The following is a 22,560-nucleotide window of genomic DNA, read 5'->3' on the forward strand; positions in this document are numbered from 1 at the left end:
CTACTCCCACTCGATGGTGCCCGGCGGCTTCGACGTGACGTCCAGGACGACGCGGTTGACGTCCTTGACCTCGTTGGTGATCCGGGTCGAGATCTTGCCCAGCACGTCGTACGGCAGCCGGGACCAGTCGGCCGTCATCGCGTCCTCGGAGGAGACCGGGCGCAGCACGATCGGGTGGCCGTAGGTGCGGCCGTCGCCCTGGACGCCGACGGAGCGGACGTCGGCGAGCAGCACCACGGGGCACTGCCAGATCTCGCGGTCCAGGCCGGCCGCCGTCAGCTCCTCGCGGGCGATGGCGTCGGCCTCGCGGAGCAGGTCGAGCCGCTCCCTGGTGACCTCGCCGACGATGCGGATGCCGAGGCCGGGGCCGGGGAAGGGCTGGCGCTGGACGATCTCCTCCGGCAGGCCCAGCTCCTGGCCGACCATGCGGACCTCGTCCTTGAACAGCTTGCGCAGCGGCTCGACGAGCTGGAACTCGATGTCGTCCGGGAGGCCGCCCACGTTGTGGTGGGACTTGATGTTGGCGGTGCCGCTGCCTCCGCCGGACTCGACCACGTCCGGGTAGAGCGTGCCCTGCACGAGGAAGGCGACCTCGGGGCCGTCCTCCCGCATGATCTCCAGCTGCGCCTGCTCGAAGACGCGGATGAACTCGCGCCCGATGATCTTCCGCTTCTCCTCGGGGTCGGAGACCCCGGCGAGCGCCTTCAGGAAGCGCTCCTGCGCGTCGACGACCTTGAGCTGCACGCCGGTCGCGGCGACGAAGTCCTTCTCGACCTGCTCGGTCTCGCCCTGGCGCATCAGGCCGTGGTCGACGTAGACACAGGTCAGCTGGGTGCCGATGGCCTTCTGGACGAGGGCGGCGGCGACGGCGGAGTCCACGCCGCCGGACAGGCCGCAGATCGCGCGCTTGTCGCCGACCTGCTCGCGGATGGCCGCGACCTGTTCCTCGATGACGTTCCCGGTGGTCCAGTCCGGCCGCAGGCCCGCGCCCCGGTACAGGAAGTGCTCCAGCACCTGCTGCCCGTGCGTGGAGTGCATCACCTCGGGGTGGTACTGGACGCCGTAGAGCTTCTTCTCGTCGTTCTCGAAGGCGGCGACCGGGACGACCTGCGTGGAGCCCGTGACGGTGAAGCCCTCGGGGGCGGCGGAGCAGGCGTCGCCGTGCGACATCCACACGGCCTGCTCGGCGGGGGTGCCCTCGAAGAGGGTGGAGGACGGCTTGGAGACCGAGAGGTCGGTACGGCCGTACTCGCGGGCGCCGGAGTTGTCGACGGTGCCGCCGAGGGTCTGCGCCATCAGCTGGAAGCCGTAGCACATGCCGAAGACGGGGACGCCCGCCTCGAACAGGGCGCGGTCGATGCTGGGGGCGCCCGGCTCGTACACCGACGAGGGGCCGCCGGAGAGGATGATGGCCGCCGGGTTCTTGGCGAGCATCTCCGCGACCGGCATGGAGCTGGGCACGATCTCGCTGTAGACCCGCGCCTCGCGGACACGACGGGCGATGAGCTGGGCGTACTGCGCACCGAAGTCGACGACCAGGACGGTGTCGGGGGCGGCGGCAGCGGGAGTCGCTGATGACACGGGGTGCCTTCCGGCGGTCGGGCGGGGGTCTTGTGCTGCCGATTCTACCGAGGCGGGCGGGTGGCCCGTCCCGGCCGGTGCCCGGCCCGGTGCGTGGTCCGGTGCGCGGACCGGCTTGGACACCGCCCGGCCGCGCGGGCATACTGGCGCCATGCTCACGCACCAGGTCTTCCTGTTTACCTATGGCAACCGGCCCACCGGCTGCCATGGTCGTGCTGCTTGAGCAACTGACGAGCGACTTCCCAGGCGCCCCGGGCCGACAAGGTCCGGGGCGCCTGGCGTTCGCGGACCCTGCCGGCTCCGGGCGCCGCCTTCCACCGGCGAGGAGCCACCGACATGACCGTCACCGCAGCAGACAAGACCGGCGCGCGCACCAGCGAGGCCGCCGAGGTGATCACCGGCGCGCGGGAGCGCATCGACGCCCTGGACGACCGGATCATCGGCCTCATCCAGGAGCGGATGGCCGTCTCCGCCGTCATCCAGGAGGCGCGGATCACCTCCGGCGGCCGGCGGGTGAACCTCTCCCGCGAGATGGAGGTCCTCGACCACTACCGCTCGGCGCTCGGCAAGCCGGGCACGCCGCTGGCGATGACCGTGCTGGAGCTGTGCCGCGGGCGGGTCTGAGCCTCGTATCTGAGTTCGGGCGCCGTCTCACCCGTACGGCGCGTGACCGCGGCGCGAACGGCTTCGTTGTCCCGGTGTCCGTGTCAGCCAGGGGCGGGCCCGAGAGAACCACGCGTGGCTCGCTGGAGCGATGAGACGTACGGATCGTGCCGTACGTCGTGGGACCTCGCTCCAGAAAAGTGACCGGACGGCAGGGGACAGCAGCCCGGTCACCCAAGAGAACGGCCGGCCCCGGGGACGCCCGGGGCCGGCCGACGGAACAGCCTTCAAGACCAGCGGCGCTACCCCCCGGCGCCGCTCCGAGGCACCGGCGCTGCCCTGACGCCGGTGCTGGCTGAGGAAGGGCCCCGCGGCCGTAGTCCGCGGGGCCCTTCGCCGTGTCCGGCGTCCGGGCTATGCGGCACGTACGTGATGTAAGCCACATAAGGGTTCTGTGAAGTCGGGGCAACCATTCACAGGGTTCACCGATCCAACATTCCGAGGCATCCCACGGACGGCGGCTGTGCCGCGCCCGTGTGGAGGGGGACCCGCGCTCGGAGGGGGGTGCGGGTCCCCCTCACCTCCTTCGCGCCCCTCGCGCTACTCCTTCGGCGGTACCGCCGGCATCCCCAGGAACGGCAGGCGCAGCGCGCCGAAGGCCTCCGCAGGGACCGCGGGGGACTTCGGCTCCACCGGCGCCAGCCGCCGGTACGCCGTCCCCTGCGCGGGGCGCGGGTCGCTCTCGCCCTTGTTCGGCCAGTACGACAGCGCCCGCTCGGCCTGTGCCGTGATGGTCAGGGACGGGTTGACGCCCAGGTTGGCGGAGACGGCGGCGCCGTCCACGACCGAGATGCCGGGGTGGCCGTAGAGCCGGTGGTACGGGTCGATGACGCCGGTCTCGCGGGAGGCGCCGATCGGGCAGCCGCCGAGGAAGTGGGCGGTGAGCGGGGTGCCCATCAGCTCCCCGACGTTGGAGCCCGCGAAGCCGTTGATCTCGGCGGCGAGTGCGGAGGCGCCCTCGGTGGCGGCCTTGATCTGCTTGGGGTTGGGCGAGCCGTGGCCCTGGCGCGCGGTGAGCAGGCCCTTGCCGACGCCCGTCGGTTTCAGGTGCGTGGTCAGGGAGTTGTCCAGCGACTGCATGACCAGGCCGATGATGGTCCGCTCGGACCACTTGCGGTTGGACAGCGAGCGCAGGACCAGCAGCGGGTGCCGGGCCGCGTGGCCGAGGAAGCCCAGGACGCGGGAGGTGCCGGAGGCGGTCTGCCCGGCGTAGGGGACCTGGAGGATCGACAGGCCGCCCATCGAGTTGGAGCCCTTGCCGTAGCGGACCGGCTCGATGTGGGTGTTGGCGTCCGGGTGGATCGAGGACGTGATCGCGACCCCGCGCGTGAAGTCGGCGCGGTCCTCGCCGGTGGCCCTGCGGTAGCGGCGGTCGTCGGTCTGGGCGCCGACCAGGGCCTCGGAGTTGGTGCGGGTCAGCTCGCCGAGCTTGTCGGATATGTGGGCGAGCTGGCCCCCCGCCTTCATGCGGTGCAGGAGGGTCTGGGTGCCGTAGGTGCCCGCGGCGATGACGACCCGGCGGGCCGTGAAGGTGCGGCCGGCGCCCTTCTTCTGCCGGTCGGTGGGGAGGGTGGCGACCGCGAAGCCGCCGCGCGAGTCCTCGGTGACCGAGACGACCGTCGTCATCGGGTGCACGACCGCGCCCGCCTTCTCGGCGAGGTACAGGTAGTTCTCGTTGAGGGTGTTCTTCGCGCCGTGCCGGCAGCCCGTCATGCACTCGCCACACTCGTTGCAGGCCTTGCGGTCGGGGCCCGCGCCGCCGAAGTAGGGGTCGGGCACCCGCTCCCCCGGCTTCGCCCGCGCCCGGCCGTCGGAGTCCTCGCCGTCGCCGAAGAAGACGCCGACCGGCGCCATGTGGAAGCTGTCCCCGACGCCCATCCGCTCGGCGGCGGCCTTCAGGTGCACGTCGGACGGGGTCATGGTCGGGTTCAGCCGGACCCCGAGCATCCGCCGCGCCTGGTCGTAGTACGGCGTCAGCTCCTCGTGCCAGTCGGTGATGTCGCGCCACTGGGGGTCCTCGAAGAACGGCTTCGGCGGCACGTAGAGGGTGTTGGCGTAGTTGAGGGAGCCGCCGCCCACGCCGGCGCCTGCCAGGACCATGACATTCCCGAGCAGGTGGATGCGCTGGATGCCGAACATGCCGAGCCTGGGGGCCCAGAGGTAGCTCTTGAGGTCCCAGGAGTTCTTGGGCAGCGACTCCCGGGTGAAGCGGCGGCCGGCTTCCAGGACGCCGACGTCGTAGCCCTTCTCGGTGAGGCGCAGGGCGGTGACGGATCCGCCGAAGCCGGAACCGACTATCAGGACGTCGTAGTCGTAGGCGTCTTGAGGCACGGGGGTCTCCTCGTCGGGTTTCACGTGCGGCTGATGCGTGGCCGGTCGCGCCCGGGCGGCGGAGCCGCGTGTCGATGCGGCCCCGCGCCCCTGAGCGGTCACCTGAACCGGAATGCCTTCATGAGGCGGAGGCTACGGCTCATGAAGGCCGCGTACTTCTCGTCGTCCATGCCCAGCGAGGGGGCCATCGGCAGCAGGCGCTGGTGGGCGACGGTCTGCGACTCGGTGTACTTGAGGATGCCCTCGGAGCCGTGCCGGCGGCCGAGTCCGGACTCCTTCATGCCGCCCATCGGCGACTGCACGCTGCCGTAGGCGGAGGCGTAGCCCTCGTTGATGTTGACCGTGCCGGTGCGCAGGCGGGCGGCGACCTCGCGGCCGCGGCGGGCGTTCGTGGTCCAGACCGACGAGTTCAGGCCGTACGGCGTGGCGTTGGCGCGGTCGACGACCTCGTCCACGTCGGAGAAGCGGTACACGGAGACCACCGGGCCGAAGGTCTCCTCGCAGCACAGCGTCATCTCGTCCGTGACGCCGTCGAGGATCGTCGGCTCGTAGAAGTACGGGCCGAGGTCCGGCCGGGCCACACCGCCGGCGACGATCCGCGCGCCCTTGGCGACGGCGTCCTCCACGTGGCGCTTGACGGTCTCCAGCTGGTGGCCGCTGACCAGCGACCCCATGTCCGCGCCGTACGCCAGCGCGCTGCCCAGCCGCATCGCGCGGGTGCGGGCGGCGAAGCGGTCGAGGAAGGCGTCGGCGACCGACTCGTGGACGTAGAGCCGCTCGATGGAGACGCACAGCTGGCCGGCGGAGGAGAAGCACGCGCGCACGGCGCCCGCCGCCGCCTTCTCGACGTCGGCGTCGTCCAGGACCAGCATGGCGTTCTTGCCGCCGAGTTCCAGCGAGACGCCGACCAGCCGGTCCGCGGCGACGGTCGCGACCTCGCGTCCGGTGCGGGTGGAGCCGGTGAAGGACACGTAGTCGCCGTGCTTGACGACCTCGGGCCCGATGACCGGGCCGACGCCGATGACGGCCTGGAGGACGTCGGCCGGCAGTCCGGCCTCGATCAGCAGGTCGCGGGCCCACAGGGCGGTCAGGCAGGACTCGGTGTCCGGCTTCATCACGACCGCGTTGCCCGCGACGAGGGCGGGCAGGGCGTCGCCGACGGACAGCTCGAACGGGTAGTTCCACGGGACGATCTGGCCGACGACACCGCGCGGGTGGCGCAGTTCGGTGACCTTCGTCAGCGTCGGCACGGCGCCGGTGTGCCGCTTGGGCCGCAGATACGCGGGCGCCTTGCGGCCGTAGTGCCGGGCGGCGACGGCGACGGCCTGGACCTCCTCGTGGGCGTGCAGCCTGGCCTTGCCGGTCTCCAGCTGGATGAGGTCGAGGACCTCGGCCTGCCGCTCCAGGACCAGGTCGTGGAAGCGCAGCAGCACCGCGGCGCGCCGCCGCAGCGGGGTGCGCGCCCACACGGCCTGGGCGGCGCGGGCCTGTTCGAAGGCGCGGGACACGTCCTCCGGCGTCGACTCGGGCAGGTCGGCGAGCTTCTCGCCGGTGAACGGCGAGTGGTTGGCGGTGCGGCCGGAGCCGGCCACGCCCTTGGTGAGCTGGGCGACCAGCTCGGGCGTGACCACGTCGGCAGCGGTGCGGGCGCCCTCCGGGGAGGGGGCGAGGGGGTTCGTGCCGGTGATTTCCGGGGCCTGCGCGTCCGTCATGAGCCGCAGGGTATGACGCCGCGCGGCCTTTGTGTACCCGTCGGTAATAGGGATTCACCGAGTACTCACATGCCGCCAGTGATCGCTGGCAACAAACCCGCTGATCAGGGCGTTGCGACCGTCCAGTTGGCGACGACCGTGCGGGCGACCTCCCGTCCCTCGTCGGCGAAGTAGCCCTTGCGCGGGTAGTCGATCGACACCTTGTACAGGTCGCCGTCTCCCGCCCGGTAGTACACGATGTGGAACTCGCGCGGCCGGGGGTTCTGCGAGTCCGTGGTCACGTACTCGACGGTGTTCTCGGCGGCCTTGCGGCCCTCGTACTCGGTCTCGCTCGGCTCGCCCTTGGGTGCGGGGTCGTCGGCGAAGCCGTAGGAGTACTCGCCGTCCTTGAAGGTGTCCCAGTCCGCCCAGGCGGCCGCCATCGCCGTCTCGGGGATCTCGCCCGTCTTGTCGTCGGCCTTGATGTCGCGGTCGACGAGGACGCTGACCGCGCCGCTCGGGTCGGTGAACGTCTCGTTGGTGCCGTCCCAGTCGTCGGGGTGCTTCTGCTTCACGAACTCGGCGGGCAGGGCGACGCCCATCCCGACCTTCGCGTCCAGCTCCTGCTGCTTCCAGCCGTCCGGCAGGGGGCCCGCGAAGGGGTCCGCGACCACGAGGTACGACGCCACCGCGGCCGCGACGACGACCGCGCCGAGGGTGATCCAGGCGTTGCGGCCCAGCCGGACGCCCCACCGGGAGACCGGCGCCGGCGGCCCGTCCGCCGCGGCGACCCGCACGACCTGGGTGGGCGGCGACGCGGGCGGCTCGGCGGCGGCGGTCAGCAGGCCCCGCACCCGGGCGGCGTCCGGGCGGCGCGCCGGGTCCTTGTCCAGCAGGGCCGTGATCACCTCGGCCAGCGGGCCCTGCGCGGCGGCGGGCGGCGCGGGGGTGGCGTTGAGCACCGACTGCAGGGTGGCCGGGGTGTTGCTGCGGCGGAACGGCGAGACGCCCTCCGTCGCCGCGTACAGCACCACGCCCAGCGACCACAGGTCGCTCGCCGGGCCCGGACGCCGGCCCAGCACCCGCTCCGGGGCGATGTACTCGGGCGAGCCGACGAAGCCGCCGGTGTCGGTCAGGTTGGTCTCGCCCTCGATCTGGGCGATGCCGAAGTCGGTGAGGACGACCCGGTCGTGCCGGCCGAGCAGCACGTTGTCCGGCTTCACGTCCCGGTGCAGGACACCGGCCGCGTGGGCGGCCTCCAGCGCGCCGAGCACCTCGAGACCGATCCGGGCCGCCTCGCGGGCGTCCAGCGTGCCCTCCTGCAGCGCGTCGCCCAGGGAGCGGCCCCGCACCAGCTCCATCACGATCCAGGGCCGTCCGTCGACGACCGCGACGTCGTGCACGTTGACCACGCCGGGGTGGTCGAGCCGGGCCGCGGCGCGGGCCTCGCGGCGCATCCGCTCGAAGGCGTTGTCCCGTTCCCGCTCGGGCAGGTGGTCGGGGACGCGGGGCTCCTTGACGGCCACCTCGCGGTCCACGGTCTCGTCCTTGGCCCGCCAGACCGTGCCCATGCCGCCGTGCCCGAGCTTGGCGAGCAGCCGGTAGCGGCCCGCGATCAGGCGTCCCGCGCCCGGGTCCGGCGCGGCCGGGGCGGAGGCCGGCGGCGGCGCGGCGGACGGGGCGTGGCCGGACGGAGCCGGGGTGGACGGGGCGTGGCCCGAGGCGTCCGGCGCGGGCGAGGGCGTCGGCCGCGGCGGGACGACCTGGGTCGGTGTGGCGTACGGGTTGCCCGGGTGCGGTACCGCGACCGGCTGGTCCGGTGGTCGCAGGCCGAAGCTCGTCGGCTCGTCCGGTCCCCTGTGCTCGTCCGGTCCCCTGTGCGCTCCCCCGTTGCTGCTCATGGTCCATCGATATCGCGCCAGGCGTGTCCGGTTCCAGCGCGGGTGCCCGGCCGTCACAGACCCGTGACGCGGGTTGCCGCTTATCTCCCCTTTGGACGGGATGCCGGGGACGCGTGCGCGGACGGGGCCCCGGACGGCGAGACCGAGGCAGACCCGTGCGGTGGCGTCGGGGTCGTCGGCGTGGCGGGGGACGAACTCGCCGGCGCTCCGCCCCCGCCGTCGTCCCCGTCCACGAGCAGCACGGCGGCCGAGACGCCCGCGCCGGCCGCCGCGACGGCCAGCAGCACCGCGGCCAGGACGCTCCGCCTCAGCCGCCGGGACGCCCGGGCCGCGGTCGTGGCGGGCGGGCGGCCGGTGCTCAGGTAGAGGCGCAGCATCCGGTCTGCCTCCGCCGCGTCCAGCCGCCGCCGGGGGTCGCGTTCGAGGAGGCCGCGGACGACCGGGAGGAGCGGTCCGGTCTGGGCGGGCGGGTGGATCTCCTCGGTGACCACGGCGTGCAGGACGCCGCCCAGCGAGTCCCGGTGGAAGGGGGACGCGCCGCTGAGGATCGCGCACAGCAGGACGCCCAGGGACCACAGGTCGGACTCCGGCCCGGTCCCGGCGCCGGACATCCGCTCCGGCGCGGTGTACTCGGGCGAGCCGACGAAGGAGCCGCTCTCGGTGAGCGTGGTGGAGCCCGCGACCTGGGCGACGCCGAAGTCGGTGAGCACGACCCGGCCGTCCTCGGCGATCAGCACGTTGGACGGCTTCAGGTCCCGGTGCAGGACGCCGGCCGCGTGGGCGGTGCGCAGGGCGTCGAGCAGCGCGATGCCGATCCGCGCGGCCTCGCGGGGGCCGACCGGGCCGCGGGCGACGACGCGGTCGGCGAGCGAGCCGCCGTCGACGAGTTCCATGACCATGTACGCGTGGGCGTCGTCCTCGACGACGTCGTGCACGACGACGACGTGCGGATGGCGCAGCTGGGCGACCGCGCGGGCCTCCCGCAGGGTGCGCTCCCGGCGCAGCCGGGCCTCGGCCGCGGAGAGGGTCTCGTCGAGGGGCAGCGCCTTCACGGCCACCTCGCGGACGAGCAGTTGGTCGGTGGCCCGCCAGACGACCCCCATGCCGCCGCTGCCGAGCCGCTCGTGGAGCCGGTAACGGCCCGCGACGACACGCCCGCCGGCCCCCTCGGTCACCATGCGTCCCATGATGCCCCACCGGACGCGAGGCCTCCGCGCCGTCGCCCGGCGCGTGGCCGACAACCGACGGGTGCGCGAGGGCCGTTGGGAGGGTGTCCGCCGGCGTCCGGCGCCACGCGGGCGGGTCTCAGCCCGTCCGCTCCTGCCAGCTCTGGAGCACCGCTGCGAACTGCCGCTCGGTGGTCGGCCAGTCGGCGGCGGGCCCCGACATGTTGAGGGCGTACTCGACGCCGGCCCGGGAGATGTACGTGTGCGCGACGGCGCGGCGCGGGCCCGGGAAGGGCGTGTCCTTGGCCAGCGCGGTCCAGGTGTACTCCCAGCGGGCGCTGTCGCGGTCGCGGTAGGTGCCGCGCTCCAGGGTGACCCGCCGGTAGTCCACCAGCCGCTGGAGCTGGACCTCCAGGTCCAGCTGGTGCGCGTGCGGGTCGTTGTAGTCGGGGGCGGTGTCGACGGACACGCGCAGCAGGTGCTTGCCGCCGTCGGGGCTGTAGTCGCCCTGCTTGAGTTCGCCCTCGTCGTCGAAGGCCTCGCGCGTCCAGTCCTTGGGCAGGTAGAGGCTGAAACCCAGCGGGTCGTCGCGGCGGGTCCAGTCGTCCGGGACCGAACCGCCTGGACCCTTGCCGTCGGTGGGGGAACCCGACGGCGTGGTGGACGCCGTGCCGGTGGGGTCGGGGCCGGCCTGCGTGCCGCCGCCGTCGTCGCGCTGCTGGAGCAGGACGGCGGTGCCCGCGCCGATCAGGGCGGCGACGGCGACGACCAGGGCGACGGTGCGCAGGCGGCCCTGGCGACGGCGCCCCGCGGGCCCGGGGTGCGCGGGGCCGGGCGCCGCGGGGCCCGCCGGGTACCCGTGGGCGGTGGGGCCGGTCGCGTGGTGCCCGACGCTCGCGGTGGGCCCGGTCACCGGCGGGTACGGCGTCGCGGTGGGCGTACCCGGCGTCCCCTGGTGGAGGGTGTCGCCCTGCCGCACCGGGCCCGTGTGGTGGGTGGTCGGCACGTAGGCCTGGGCCGCGTCGGGCCGCCGTCCCTCGGCCGCCTGGGCGAGCAGGTGCTCGGCCTCGGTCGCGTCGGGCCGCGCCTCCGGGTCCTTGCGCAGGAACGCGCTGATGACGGGCGCGAGCGGGCCGGCGTACCTTGGCTCGCCGGCCTCCTCCTCGACCACGGCCTGCATGGTGGTGAGCGGTGACGTGCGGCGGAACGGCGATCTGCCCTCCACCGCCGTGTACAGCGTCGCTCCGAGCGCCCACAGGTCGGAGGCGGGGCCGGGGTCGTGGCCGCGCACCCGCTCGGGCGCGAGGTAGTCGACGGAGCCGACGACCTCGCCGGTGCGGGTGATGGTGCTGTCGCCCTCGATCTGCGCGATGCCGAAGTCGGTGAGCAGCACCCGGCCGTCGTCGGCGAGCAGGACGTTGCCCGGCTTGACGTCGCGGTGCAGGACGCCGGCGGTGTGCGCGGCGCGCAGGGCGCGCAGGACCCACAGGCCGATGCGGGCCGCCTCGCGCGGATCGACGCGCTCCTCCTCCTTGACCGCGTCGGCCAGTGAGCGGCCCTCGACCAGCTCCATCACGATCCAGGGGCGGCCGTCGTGTTCGAGGACGTCGTGCACGGTGACGACGGCCGAGTGGTTGATCCGCGCCGCCGCGCGCGCCTCGCCCCGGGTGCGTGCCAGCAGGATCGCCTGGTCGCTCTCGGAGACGTAGAGCGCGGCGGTCAGTTCCTTGATGGCGACGGTCCGGTTCAGCACCTCGTCGTGTGCGCGCCACACGCGGCCCATGCCGCCGCTGCCGATGGTGTCCCCGAGCCGGTAACGGCCCGCGACGAGCCGGCCCTGCATCTGATTCACGTTGCCCCGCAATGGTCTTGTCAGGGCCAGACTAGGGACCGGCCCCCCTTCGGGGAACGGCTGGGGTCGCATGGAAACCGCTCTGTGACGGTTGTCGCTTTCCGTGACGGGAGGCAACCATCGGGACGAACTGCGGTCAACGCGTGTACTGGTAGGTCGCCGACGCCTGTTCGAAGAGCCGGCCCACCTCGTCCCGTTCGGCCTCCGGGCCCCGCACCTGGACCACGTGGTAGCGGCCGTCGATGAGGATGGCGACGTTGCGCACGAACAGCTCGCCGCTCGCGCCGGTCCAGGTGAACTGCCCCTCCGCCATGGTCCGTCCGCCGACCTCGATGGTCTTCAGCCCGCTGGAGGTGGCCCAGCTGGAGGCGCGGTAGGGCGCCAACTCGGGCTCGCTGTCCCGCTGGTAGACCATCGGGTCGTCGCCGAACTCGGAGGTGCGGTCCCGGCCGGGCACGACGAGCAGCTCGAAGTCGCCCTTGCCGTACACGACCTGGCCGCTGCCGTTGCGGGGGGTGCGGGTCCAGTCCTCGGCGACGGCGACGCGGAAGCCCTCCGGGTCCTTGCGCAGGGTGAAGCCGTCGGCGACGTTCGACTGCGTCTCGGTGGAGCCGCCGTCGCTCTCGGAGTCGCCGGGGGTGGGGTCGGGGGAGGTCTGCTCGGGCCGGGGCTCGCTGCTGACGTCCGGTGAACCGGCGGGCGGCGCCTGGCTCGCGTCACCGGCGGATCCGGTCCGGTCGGCGGCTCCGGAGTCGCCGGTGTCGTTCTTCGGCAGGAAGAACATGGCGTACGCGACGGCCCCGGCCAGGGCGAGCAGTATCAGCAGGAGCAGGGTGCGGCCGAGGCTGCGCGGGGAGCGGGCCGGTTCTTCGCGGCCCCGCTTGTGGCGGCCGTGGTGCGCGGGCAGCCCGGCCCGGCGGCGGCGGACCAGCTCACCGCGGCGGCGCAGGATGGGCAGCCGGCTGTGCGCGGTCTCGGCGGGCGGGGCCGAGACGACGTGCAGGCCGGCCTCCGGCTCGGGCGCGGAGCGCACCAGGGAGCGCAGCCAGCCGCGCAGTTCCTCGAAGTCGATGCGCTCGGTGGGGTCCTGACGCAGCAGCGACTCGACGACCGGCCGCAGCGGCCCGCACTCCTCGGCGAACGCCGGCGGCTCGGCGCACACGATCTGCACCAGTTCGGCGGTGGACTCCTCCGGGTAGGGCGCGTGTCCCTGCACGGCGCGGTAGAGCAGCGCGCCCAGCGCCCACAGGTCGGTGGCGGGGCCGATGGGCGCGGCCAGCTGCCAGTTCTCGTGCACCGGCCCGGCCTGCTCCGGCGCCCAGCGCTCGGTCACCGGCCCGACGACGGCCATCCGCGTCTGCCGGGCCCGCTCGGCGGCGAGCGCGGTGGCGGGTCCGCGCGATGCCGGGGTGCGGGCGACGAGGTCGTCCCAGTGCCCGGAGACCGCGGGACCGCCCTCGTGCGGGGGGTCGGGGTCGCCCTGCCGGGGCACGGGGGGCAGGGCCCGGCCGGGCGCTGCCCCGGGCACGGGCCGGACCCCGGGCCCGCCGGTGGCCCGCGGCGGGGCGGACGCGGGGTCGCCCCCGGTGCGGGGCGTGGCACCGTGCCAGGCGGTCGTGCCTACGCCGTAGGGGTCGGCGATCTGCCCGGGCGGGGCGCCCTCGGCGGACCGGCCGGCGGGGTCGGTGCCGTAGGGCGACCCGGTTCCGGTGGGCCGGGAGGACCAGCCCGTGCCGTCGGCACGCCCGGGTCCGTGACCTTCGGCGCCCTGGCCCGTGGGGTCGACGGCGTGGCCGGCACCCTCGAAACGCGGGGGCGGCTCCTCGCCCGCCGTGGGCGGGTACGGCGGGCGGTCGGTGCCGAGGGGGAACGGGGAGCCCGACCCCGGGTGTCCCGCGCCCTGGCCGGGCAGCCCGGGGTGACCTCCCCCGGGTCCCTGGTGCGGCGGGACGGTGGTGTCGTCGGGGGCGGGGCGGGCGCCCGGCAGGGCCGCGCGGCCGTTCTGGGCCTCCTGGACGCGGGCGGCGGCCCGGGCCCCGGCGCGGTAGGCGGCGATGGCCCCGGCGCGCGCGGCGCGGACGTCGCCGCTGGTGTCGAGCCGCGCGGGCGCGAGCCCGGCCGGCGTGCCCGGCCCCGCGGCCCCGGGCACCGGCAGCCCGCCGACGCCCCGCGCCTCGATCGCGGCCCGCCTCGCGGCCTCCGGGTCGGCGTCACCGGGGCCGAGGATTCCGCCCCGCGCCACTGCCGCACCGGACGTCCCGGGCCCCGTGACGGCCTGGCGGGGCGTGCCGCCGGGGCCGAAGGTGCCGCCCGGGTCGAGCGGGCCGGGCGCGGGGTCCTCGTCCGGCGGCGGGACGGGGTCGTACCCGCACAGCGCCTCCTCGGCCGCGCCGACCGCCAGGCCGGTCAGCATGACGCGCCCGTCGTCGCAGACCAGCACGGTGCGGGCGGTGATGTTGCGGTGCACCCAGCCGTAGGTGTGCAGGACGCGCAGCGCGAGGAGGATGTCGGAGGCCACCTCCGCCGCGCGGTACGGCGTCAGCGACTGCTCGGCGAGCAGCGCGGCCAGCGGCCGCGCGGCGACCAGTTCGCTGACGATCCACAGCGAGCCGCCCTCGGCGAAGACGTCGAAGACCTGGTCGAGCCGCGGGTGGTCGGGCACGGCGGCGGCGGCCTGCGCGGCCTCGACGGCGCGCCGCACCACGGGGTCGGCCGGGCGCCGGACGCCGCCCCCGGCGGCGGACCGCCTGCCGGGGTGCCGGGCGCCGCCGTCACGGGCCGTGAAGCCGTCGGGCAGCCCGTCGGCGTCGAGCACCTCCGCCTCGACCACCTCGGGCAACGGCACCTGCCGGACCAGGACTTCCTGCCCGCTGTACGTGTCGAAGGCCGGGGTCTCGGTGAGTTCGTACTCGTCGGACGGCGGCAGGGGCAGGCGGTAGCGGTCGGCGAGCACCCGTCCCGCATAGTCGTCCACGTCGCCACCCCCGGCAGCCCGTCGGTCAATTCCGTTCGCCCGGCGGGCCGTTCCGGCTGCGTACGGTCCGCAAGCACTCACGATACGTGCCGGAGGCAACCCGCAAAGAGCTGATGCCAGATATCGCGCCGCTCAAACCCGGGCCCGCCCGCTCAGGACTTGGGTTCGAAGGTCTCCGTCAGGGTCCGCCAGGTGTCCCGCCGCAGGTCGCCGTCCCAGTCGTCGGCCCTGGCGGTGTACATGAGCGCGTAGCCCTGGTCGCCGCTGACCACGAAACCCCGGTCCACGGTGCGGTAGTCGGTGCCGCCGTCGGCGTAGGTGAACTCCCAGTCGGCCGTGTTCCAGCCCCGGTAGTCCACCTTCTCTATGCGGATCTTCTTGTACTGCGAGCGGACCATGTACCGCTCCTGGTTCTTCCAGTCGGCGACTGGGTCCCCCTTGGGGGTGGAGGTCCAGGCGACCAGCAGCTTCTGTCCGGAGGGGCCGGTGAACCGGTCGCCCGAGGCGCCCGTGGAGCTGAACCTCCAGCCCTCGGGCAGCCCGATGCGGTAGCCCTGGCCGCCCTTGTGGGTGGCGGCCGCGCCCTTGCCCGCGCCGGACTCGCCGGTGCCCGGCGACTTGCCGCCCGCGTCGCCGGACGCGCTCGCGCCGTCGTCCGGCGCGCTGGACGCGTCCTGGTCCTCGGCGGGGTCGGAGGCGGCGCCGTCGGTGCCGGTGCCGCCCTCGTCGTCCTGCTTGGTCTCGTCGCTCGGGCCCGCCGATGCGGTGGTCCCGCCGCCGGCGCCCTCGGCGCCCTTGTCGTCGCCGCCGCCGAGGGTGAGGGCCAGCACGGTGCCGAGCACGGCGAGGGCCACGACCACGGCGATGACGATCAGCGTCCGGCGCGGCACCACGTCGGTGAGCGGCGCCCGGGGGACGGGCCTGGCCGGCAGGTCCGGCGGCGGCACCACGGGCCAGCCGGAACTGCGCGCGCCGCCCGAGGCGTTCCCGCTCTGCGCACCGGTGCCGGAACCCTGCGTGGATCCCGTGGCGGCGGCCGCGGTGCCACCGGAGGCGGCGGTCCCGGACGTGCCGTCCCGCGTGGCGCCGGAGTCGGCGCCGGTCCCGGAGCCCGTACCGCCCTGCCCGCCGCGCGAGGCGGCGGCCGCGCCGGCCGCGCCCGCCCCGACGGCGGCCTTGCGCACGGAGCGCAGCGCGCCGCGCAGTCGCTCCCCGGCCTCCTCGGCCCGCTTGCCGCCGGTGCCGCCCCGCCGCGTCCGCTCGTCCGGCTGGGGCGGGATCGGTACGACCTTGGTGGCCTCGGCCGGATCGATCTCGTCGGCCGCCGGAGCGTGGATGACCTTGGTCAGCATGGCGCGGGCGGCGGCGTCGTCGAGCCGGAGGGCGGGGTCCTTGTTGAGCAGCCCGTAGATGACGTCCCGCAGCGGGCCGGCGTTCTTCGGCTCCTCCAGGTTCTCCGTCATCACCGCGGTGAGGGTCGCGATCGCGGAGCCCTTGTCGTAGGGCGGGGTGCCCTCCACGGCGGCGTACAGCAGCCCGCCGAGCGACCAGAGGTCGGCGGCCGGACCGGGCTTGTGGCCGCGGGCGCGCTCCGGGGAGATGTAGGAGGGGGCGCCGACGAGCATGCCGGTGGAGGTGATCGACGGGTCGCCCTCGACCTGGGCGATGCCGAAGTCGGTGAGCACGACGCGGCCGTCCTCGGAGATCAGCACGTTGGACGGCTTCACGTCGCGGTGCAGGATGCCCTCGCGGTGCGCCGAGCGCAGCACGTCGAGGACGGCGAGGCCGACCTCCGCGGCGCGCTTCGGGTCCAGCAGGCCGTCCTCGCGGATGGCCTCGGCGAGCGACTTGCCCTCGACGAGTTCCATCACGATCCAGGGCCGGTCGTCCTCCTCGACCACGTCGTAGACGGTGACGGCGCCGTTGTTGCGGATCCGCGCGATCGCCTTGGCCTCGCGCAGCGTGCGCGTGATCAGGCGCCGCTTCTCCTCCTCGTCGATGTTCCCGGGGAACCGCAGCTCCTTGACGGCGACCGTGCGCCCCAGGGTCTCGTCCTCGGCCCGCCACACGGTGCCCATGCCGCCGCGGCCGAGCACGTCCCCCAGCCGGTAACGCCCGGCGAGGAGACGTGCGCTCTTGTCCGTACGGGGTGTCCCCGCCCGCTCCGCGTCCGACATGCGTCCCCTCATGCAACCCGCCCTGACAGAGCCTTCATTGTCCCTCACGCGACAAGTGCTCGATGCCCAGGGTGCCACTGGGGCCGGACGGACGCGGGGGAGACGTGGTGCGGCGGGCCCGAGGGTCCGGGTCCGCCGCTCCGGCCGCTACTTGGACACGATGTCCGGCGCCCCGAGCCGGGCCGCGTCGGCCGTCAGGTCGTCCGGCTGGCGCTGCGACTCGCGTTCGGCCTCGACGCGCTTCTCGTAGTGCTGGACCTCGCGTTCGATCTGGTCCTTGTCCCAGCCCAGCACCGGCGCCATCAGCTCGGCGGCCTCGCGGGCGCTGCGCGTACCGCGGTCGAAGGTCTCGATGGAGATGCGGGTGCGGCGGGTGAGGACGTCGTCCAGGTGCCGCGCGCCCTCGTGCGAGGCGGCGTAGACGACCTCGGCGCGCAGGTAGTCGTCGGCCGCCTGGAGCGGTTGGCCCAGCGAGGGGTCCTCGGCGACCAGTTCCAGCACCTCCTCGGCCAGCGAGCCGTACCGGTTGAGGAGGTGCTCGACGCGCACCACGTGCAGGCCGGTGCGCGCGGCGATCCGCGCCCGCGCGTTCCACAGCGCGTGGTAGCCCTCGGCGCCGAGCAGCGGGGTCTCCTCGGTGACGCTGTCGGCGACCCGTAGGTCGAGGCCGTGCACCGCCTCGTCCACCGCGTCCTTGGCCATCACCCGGTACGTCGTGTACTTGCCGCCCGCCACGACGACCAGGCCCGGCACCGGGTGCGCGACGGTGTGCTCGCGCGAGAGCTTGCTGGTGGCGTCGGACTCGCCGGCCAGCAGCGGGCGCAGCCCCGCGTAGACGCCCTCGACGTCGTCGCGTGTGAGGGGCACCGACAGCACCGAGTTGACGTGCTCCAGGAGGTAGTCGATGTCCGCGCTGGAGGCGGCGGGGTGGGCCTTGTCGAGGTCCCAGTCGGTGTCCGTGGTGCCGATGATCCAGTGCCGGCCCCAGGGGATGACGAACAGCACGGACTTCTCGGTGCGCAGGATCAGCCCGCTGGTGGAGTGGATGCGGTCCTTCGGCACGACCAGGTGGATGCCCTTGGAGGCGCGGACGTGGAACTGGCCGCGCTCGCCCACCATCGACTGGGTGTCGTCGGTCCACACGCCGGTCGCGTTCACGATCTGCTTGGCGCGGATGTCGTACTCGCCGCCCGCCTCGACGTCCTGCACGCGGGCGCCGACCACGCGTTCGCCCTCGCGAATGAAGGATGTGACCCGCGCGCGGTTGGCGACCCGGGCGCCGTAGGCCGCGGCGGTGCGCACCAGGGTGGCGACGAAGCGGGCGTCGTCCATCTGCGCGTCGTAGTACTGGAGCGCGCCGACGAGCGCGTCCTTCTTCAACGCGGGTGCCACCCGCAGGGCGTGAGAGCGGCTCAGGTGACGGTGCATCGGCAGGCCGCGTCCGTGGCCGCGGGCCATGGACATGGCGTCGTAGAGCGCGACGCCCGAGCCCGCGTACAGCCGCTCCCAGCCCTTGTGCTGCAAGGGGTAGAGGAACGGCACCGGCTTCACCAGGTGCGGCGCCAGCCGTTCGAGCAGCAGGCCGCGCTCCTTCAGCGCCTCGCGGACGAGCGCGAAGTCGAGCATCTCCAGATAGCGCAGGCCGCCGTGGATCAGCTTGCTGGACCGGCTGGAGGTGCCCGACGCCCAGTCCCGCGCCTCGACCAGGCCGGTCGACAGACCGCGCGTCACGGCGTCCAGCGCGGTGCCCGCGCCGACCACGCCGGCGCCCACCACCAGTACGTCCAGTTCGCGCTCGGCCATGGCCGCGAGCGACTCGGCGCGCTGCGCCGGCCCCAGTGTCGCTGTCCTCACTGCTGCCTCCCGCTGTGGTCTCGCGTCGGCCGCACCCGTCGGGCGAAGCCCGGGTCCTCGTACCCACCATGCCCAGATTCTGTCCGGCCTGCCCGACATCGGCCGCCGCACGCTCCCCGCCTGTGGACAACTTCCCGCAGGTCACCGTCGAAACTCACCCGAAACGAGGCGGATCAATCCCACAAATCGGTCATATTTACTCCTAGTCTGACGTTGTGCTCGCCCATCCTGTCCACCGGGCTTGCGCACCTGTCCCGCTTCGGCTACTGGGAAGGACGGCCCACGCCATGCCCGCAGATCTCGCCGTCATCGGACTCGGCCCGTACGGCCTGCCCCTGGCCCAGGCCGCCGTCGCCGCCGGCATCCCCACCCTCGGCTACAAGACCGGCCCCGAGGCCGGCCCCCTCTCCCCCGCCGAGCTGCGCCGGATGCTCTCGGGGGGCTTCCGGACCGCCGCGGGACCGGCCGAGCTGGGCCGGGTGCGCACCGCGGTCATCTGCGCGCCCACCCCGCCGGCACCGGACGGCGGCCTCGACCTCACCCAGGTCGAGGCCGCGGCCCGCACGCTGGCCGCCCACATGCGCCCGCACACCACGGTGATCCTGGAGTCCCCGGTGCGGCCGGGGACCACGGAGGAGTTCCTGCGCCCGATCCTGGAACAGGGCTCCGGACTGCGCGCGGGCCGCGACTTCCACCTCGCCTACTCCCCCAGCCGCGTCGACCCCGGCAACCGCGACTTCACGCCCGCCAACACCCCGAAGGTCATCGGCGGCCTCACCCCCGCCTGCACCGAGTCGGCCGCCGCCTTCTACGGCCGCCTCACCGACAAGGTGGTACGCGCGCGTGGCCCCCGCGAGGCGGAGACGGTGCAGCTGCTTGAGACCAATTTCCGCCACGTCAACATCGCGCTCGTCAACGAGATGGCCGTCCTCTGCGACGACCTCGGCGTCGACCTGTGGGACGTACTGCGCTGCGCCGAGACCAAGCCCTTCGGCTTCCAGGCCTTCCGCCCCGGCCCCGGCGTCGGCGGCCACTCCGTCCCCCAGGACCTGACCGGCCAGGCCCCCCACAGCCTGCGCATGGTCGAGGTCGCCCAGCGGGTCAACGCGCAGATGCCCCGCTACGTCGTCCAGCGCGCCGCCGCCCTGCTCAACGAGCACGGCAAGTCGGCGCGCGGCGCCCGCGTCCTGCTCCTCGGCGTCACCTACAAGGCCGACCTCGCCGACCAGCAGGCCACGCCGGCCGAGGAGATCGCGACCCGCCTGATGGGCCTGGGCGCCGCCGTCAGCTACCACGACCCGCACATCCCGTCCTGGAACGTCGCCGGGCGCCCGGTCCCCCGGGCGGACTCCCTCTACGAGGCCGCCGCCGACGCCGACCTCACGATCCTGCTCCAGCAGCACCGCACGTACGACCTCCAGGGCCTGTCGGTGAAGGCCCAGCTCCTGCTGGACACGCGCGGGGCGACGCCCACGGGCGCGGCGCACCGGCTCTGAGCGGGGCCGGACCGGCGAGAAGGGGCCCGGAGCGACTGCTCCGGGCCCCTTCGCTACGCCGTCCGGGTGACTACCGCCGGTGCTGCGAGTCCGCGACGGTGACCTCGACCCGCTGGAACTCCTTCAGCTCGCTGTAGCCGGTCGTCGCCATCGCGCGGCGCAGTGCCCCGAAGAAGTTCATCGAGCCGTCCGGGGTGTGGGACGGGCCGGTGAGGATCTCCTCTATGGTGCCGACCGTGCCGAGGTCGACCTTCTTGCCGCGGGGCAGCTCCTCGTTGACGGCCTCCATGCCCCAGTGGTTGCCCTTGCCCGGCGCGTCGGTGGCGCGGGCCAGCGGGGAGCCCATCATCACGGAGTCGGCGCCGCAGGCGATGGCCTTGGGCAGGTCGCCGGACCAGCCGACGCCGCCGTCGGCGATCACGTGCACGTACCGGCCGCCGGACTCGTCCATGTAGTCGCGGCGGGCCGCCGCCACGTCCGCCACCGCCGTCGCCATGGGCACCTGGATGCCCAGCACGTTGCGGGTGGTGTGCGCGGCGCCGCCGCCGAAGCCGACGAGGACGCCCGCCGCGCCGGTGCGCATCAGGTGCAGGGCGGCCGTGTAGGTGGCGCAGCCGCCGACGATGACCGGGACGTCCAGCTCGTAGATGAACTGCTTGAGGTTCAGCGGCTCGTGCGAGCCGGAAACGTGCTCCGCGGAGACCGTGGTGCCGCGGATGACGAAGATGTCCACGCCCGCGTCCACGACGGCCTTGGAGAACTGGGCGGTGCGCTGCGGGGAGAGCGCGGCGGCGGTGACGACGCCGGAGTCGCGCACCTCCTTGATGCGCTGCCCGATCAGCTCTTCCCTGATGGGGGCCGCGTAGATCTCCTGGAGACGGCGGGTCGCGGTCTCCGCGTCCAGACCGGCGATCTCGTCGAGCAGCGGCTGCGGGTCCTCGTGCCGGGTCCACAGGCCTTCGAGGTTGAGCACGCCGAGGCCGCCCAGTTCGCCGATGCGGATGGCGGTGGCCGGCGAGACGACCGAGTCCATGGGAGCGGCCAGGAACGGCAGCTCGAAGCGGTAGGCGTCGATCTGCCAGGCGATCGAGACCTCCTTCGGGTCCCGCGTACGGCGGCTGGGGACGACGGCGATGTCGTCGAAGGCGTACGCCCGGCGGCCGCGCTTGCCGCGCCCGATCTCGATCTCAGTCACGTCTGTGGCCTTTCCCTGATGCGTTGCAGCGCCTTCCAGTATCCCCGACGGACACGGCGGGGCACCGCAGAGGGCGGCCCCGGATGGTCCGGGGCCGCCCTCGGGAGGCTGCTGCCTACTTGCTGCGGCTGTAGTTCGGTGCCTCGACCGTCATCTGGATGTCGTGCGGGTGGCTCTCCTTGAGGCCGGCGGAGGTGATCCGCACGAACCGGCCGTTGTCCTGAAGGTCCGGCACGGTGCGGCCGCCGACGTAGAACATCGACTGGCGCAGCCCGCCGACCAGCTGGTGGACGACCGAGGAGAGCGGGCCGCGGTAGGGCACCTGGCCCTCGATGCCCTCGGGGACGAGCTGCTCGTCGGAGGCGACGCCCTCCTGGAAGTAGCGGTCCTTGGAGAACGACTTGCGGTCGCCGCGGGTCTGCATGGCACCCAGCGAGCCCATGCCGCGGTAGGACTTGAACTGCTTGCCGTTGATGAACAGCAGCTCGCCCGGCGACTCCTCGCAGCCCGCGAGCAGCGAGCCCAGCATCACGGTGTCGGCGCCGGCGACCAGGGCCTTGGCGATGTCGCCGGAGTACTGCAGGCCGCCGTCGCCGATGACCGGGATGCCGGCCTCCTTGGCGGCGAGGGAGGCCTCGTAGATGGCCGTGACCTGCGGGACGCCGATGCCGGCGACGACGCGGGTGGTGCAGATGGAGCCGGGGCCGACGCCGACCTTGATGCCGTCGACACCGGCGTCGATGAGGGACTGGGCGCCGTCGCGGGTGGCGATGTTGCCGCCGATGACGTCGACGCCCGCCGAGTTGGACTTGATCTTGGCGACCATGTCGCCGACCAGCCGGGAGTGGCCGTGCGCGGTGTCGACGACGATGAAGTCGACGCCCGCCTCGATCAGCGCCTGGGCGCGCTCGAAGGCGTCGCCGGCGACGCCGACCGCGGCGCCGACCAGCAGGCGGCCCTTGCCGTCCTTGGCTGCGTTCGGGTACTTCTCGGCCTTGACGAAGTCCTTGACCGTGATGAGGCCCTTGAGGACGCCCTGGTCGTCGACGAGCGGCAGCTTCTCGATCTTGTGGCGGCGCAGCAGCTCCATGGCGTCCACGCCGGAGATGCCGACCTTGCCGGTGACCAGCGGCATCGGCGTCATGACCTCGCTCACCCGGCGGGTGCGGTCGGTCTCGAAGGCCATGTCGCGGTTGGTGACGATGCCGAGCAGCTTGCCGGCGCCGTCGGTGACCGGCACGCCGCTGATGCGGAACCGGGCGCAGAGCGCGTCGGCCTCGGCGAGGGTGGCGTCCGGGTGGATGGTGATGGGGTTGGCCACCATGCCCGACTCGGAGCGCTTGACCAGGTCGACCTGGTTGGCCTGGTCCTCGATGGACAGGTTGCGGTGCAGGACGCCGACGCCGCCCTGGCGGGCCATCGCGATCGCCATGCGCGACTCGGTGACCTTGTCCATGGCGGCGGACAGCAGCGGGATGTTGACCCGCACGTTCCGGGAGACGTACGAGGCGGTGTCGATCTCGTCGGGTGCCATGTCCGACGGGCCCGGCAGCAGCAGCACGTCGTCGTAGGTCAGCCCGAGTGTCGCGAATTTTCCGGGCACTCCGTCGACGTTGGCAGTCATGACACCTTCCCCAAATGGCCTTGATCGGTGCGGATGTCCATGCTAACGGGAAGTG

The 22,560-nt window shown here is 73.7% G+C and carries 13 protein-coding genes; 2 read left to right on the forward strand and 11 right to left on the reverse strand.

The annotated features are described in order from the left end of the window. Positions 1-1,581 carry a glutamine-hydrolyzing GMP synthase gene (gene guaA, locus IE108_RS18605; RefSeq protein WP_064729405.1) on the reverse strand — a complete coding sequence of 527 codons (1,581 nt, stop codon included), beginning with the start codon at positions 1,579-1,581 and terminating at the stop codon, positions 1-3. Between the two features lie 336 nt (positions 1,582-1,917). Here guaA and IE108_RS18610 point away from each other — a divergent pair, with 336 nt between their 5' ends. Further along, positions 1,918-2,205 (forward strand): chorismate mutase, encoded by a 288-nt coding sequence (locus IE108_RS18610; RefSeq protein ID WP_064729404.1) that lies wholly within the window; start codon positions 1,918-1,920, stop codon positions 2,203-2,205. Between the two features lie 579 nt (positions 2,206-2,784). Here the strand turns inward: IE108_RS18610 and IE108_RS18615 are convergent. The 8 genes from IE108_RS18615 to IE108_RS18650 all read right to left on the reverse strand — a co-directional run bounded on the left by IE108_RS18615 (position 2,785) and on the right by IE108_RS18650 (position 18,190). Further along, positions 2,785-4,575 carry a GMC oxidoreductase gene (locus IE108_RS18615; protein ID WP_064729403.1) on the reverse strand — a complete coding sequence of 597 codons (1,791 nt, stop codon included), beginning with the start codon at positions 4,573-4,575 and terminating at the stop codon, positions 2,785-2,787. A 98-nt stretch (positions 4,576-4,673) separates the two neighbouring features. Further along, positions 4,674-6,287 carry a succinic semialdehyde dehydrogenase gene (locus IE108_RS18620; protein WP_064729402.1) on the reverse strand — a complete coding sequence of 538 codons (1,614 nt, stop codon included), beginning with the start codon at positions 6,285-6,287 and terminating at the stop codon, positions 4,674-4,676. 104 nt (positions 6,288-6,391) lie between these two features. Further along, complete coding sequence (locus IE108_RS18625; RefSeq protein ID WP_064729401.1) at positions 6,392-8,167, reverse strand: serine/threonine-protein kinase; 1,776 nt, start codon at positions 8,165-8,167, stop codon at positions 6,392-6,394. An 80-nt stretch (positions 8,168-8,247) separates the two neighbouring features. Next, positions 8,248-9,354, reverse strand: a complete 1,107-nt coding sequence (locus IE108_RS18630; RefSeq protein ID WP_064729400.1) for a serine/threonine-protein kinase — start codon at positions 9,352-9,354, stop codon at positions 8,248-8,250. A gap of 118 nt (positions 9,355-9,472) precedes the next feature. Further along, on the reverse strand, positions 9,473-11,176 hold the full coding sequence (locus tag IE108_RS18635; RefSeq protein WP_064729399.1) for a serine/threonine-protein kinase: 1,704 nt from the start codon (positions 11,174-11,176) through the stop codon (positions 9,473-9,475). Between the two features lie 145 nt (positions 11,177-11,321). Continuing rightward, a complete protein-coding gene (locus IE108_RS18640; RefSeq protein ID WP_064729398.1) occupies positions 11,322-14,159 on the reverse strand; it encodes a serine/threonine kinase C-terminal domain-containing protein in 2,838 nt (945 codons plus the stop codon). Positions 14,160-14,311: 152 nt separating this feature from the next. Continuing rightward, positions 14,312-16,336, reverse strand: coding sequence for a serine/threonine-protein kinase (locus IE108_RS18645; protein WP_064729397.1), 2,025 nt, complete (start codon positions 16,334-16,336; stop codon positions 14,312-14,314). Between the two features lie 147 nt (positions 16,337-16,483). Beyond that, positions 16,484-18,190: a glycerol-3-phosphate dehydrogenase/oxidase gene (locus IE108_RS18650; protein ID WP_079163634.1), complete on the reverse strand. Its 1,707-nt coding sequence runs from the start codon at positions 18,188-18,190 to the stop codon at positions 16,484-16,486. A gap of 287 nt (positions 18,191-18,477) precedes the next feature. Between IE108_RS18650 and IE108_RS18655 the strand changes: the two genes are divergently transcribed. Then, the gene (locus IE108_RS18655) at positions 18,478-19,686 is read left to right on the forward strand and encodes a nucleotide sugar dehydrogenase (RefSeq protein WP_064729395.1); all 1,209 of its coding nucleotides are present in this window, start codon (positions 18,478-18,480) and stop codon (positions 19,684-19,686) included. Between the two features lie 70 nt (positions 19,687-19,756). Here IE108_RS18655 and IE108_RS18660 read toward each other — a convergent pair whose 3' ends face one another. Further along, the gene (locus IE108_RS18660; RefSeq protein WP_064729394.1) at positions 19,757-20,881 is read right to left on the reverse strand and encodes a GuaB3 family IMP dehydrogenase-related protein; all 1,125 of its coding nucleotides are present in this window, start codon (positions 20,879-20,881) and stop codon (positions 19,757-19,759) included. A 115-nt stretch (positions 20,882-20,996) separates the two neighbouring features. Then, on the reverse strand, positions 20,997-22,505 hold the full coding sequence (gene guaB / locus IE108_RS18665; protein WP_064729393.1) for an IMP dehydrogenase: 1,509 nt from the start codon (positions 22,503-22,505) through the stop codon (positions 20,997-20,999). Positions 22,506-22,560: the final 55 nt, after the last annotated feature.

The organism is Streptomyces parvulus, from assembly GCF_014648855.1.
GTDB lineage: Bacteria > Actinomycetota > Actinomycetes > Streptomycetales > Streptomycetaceae > Streptomyces > Streptomyces parvulus.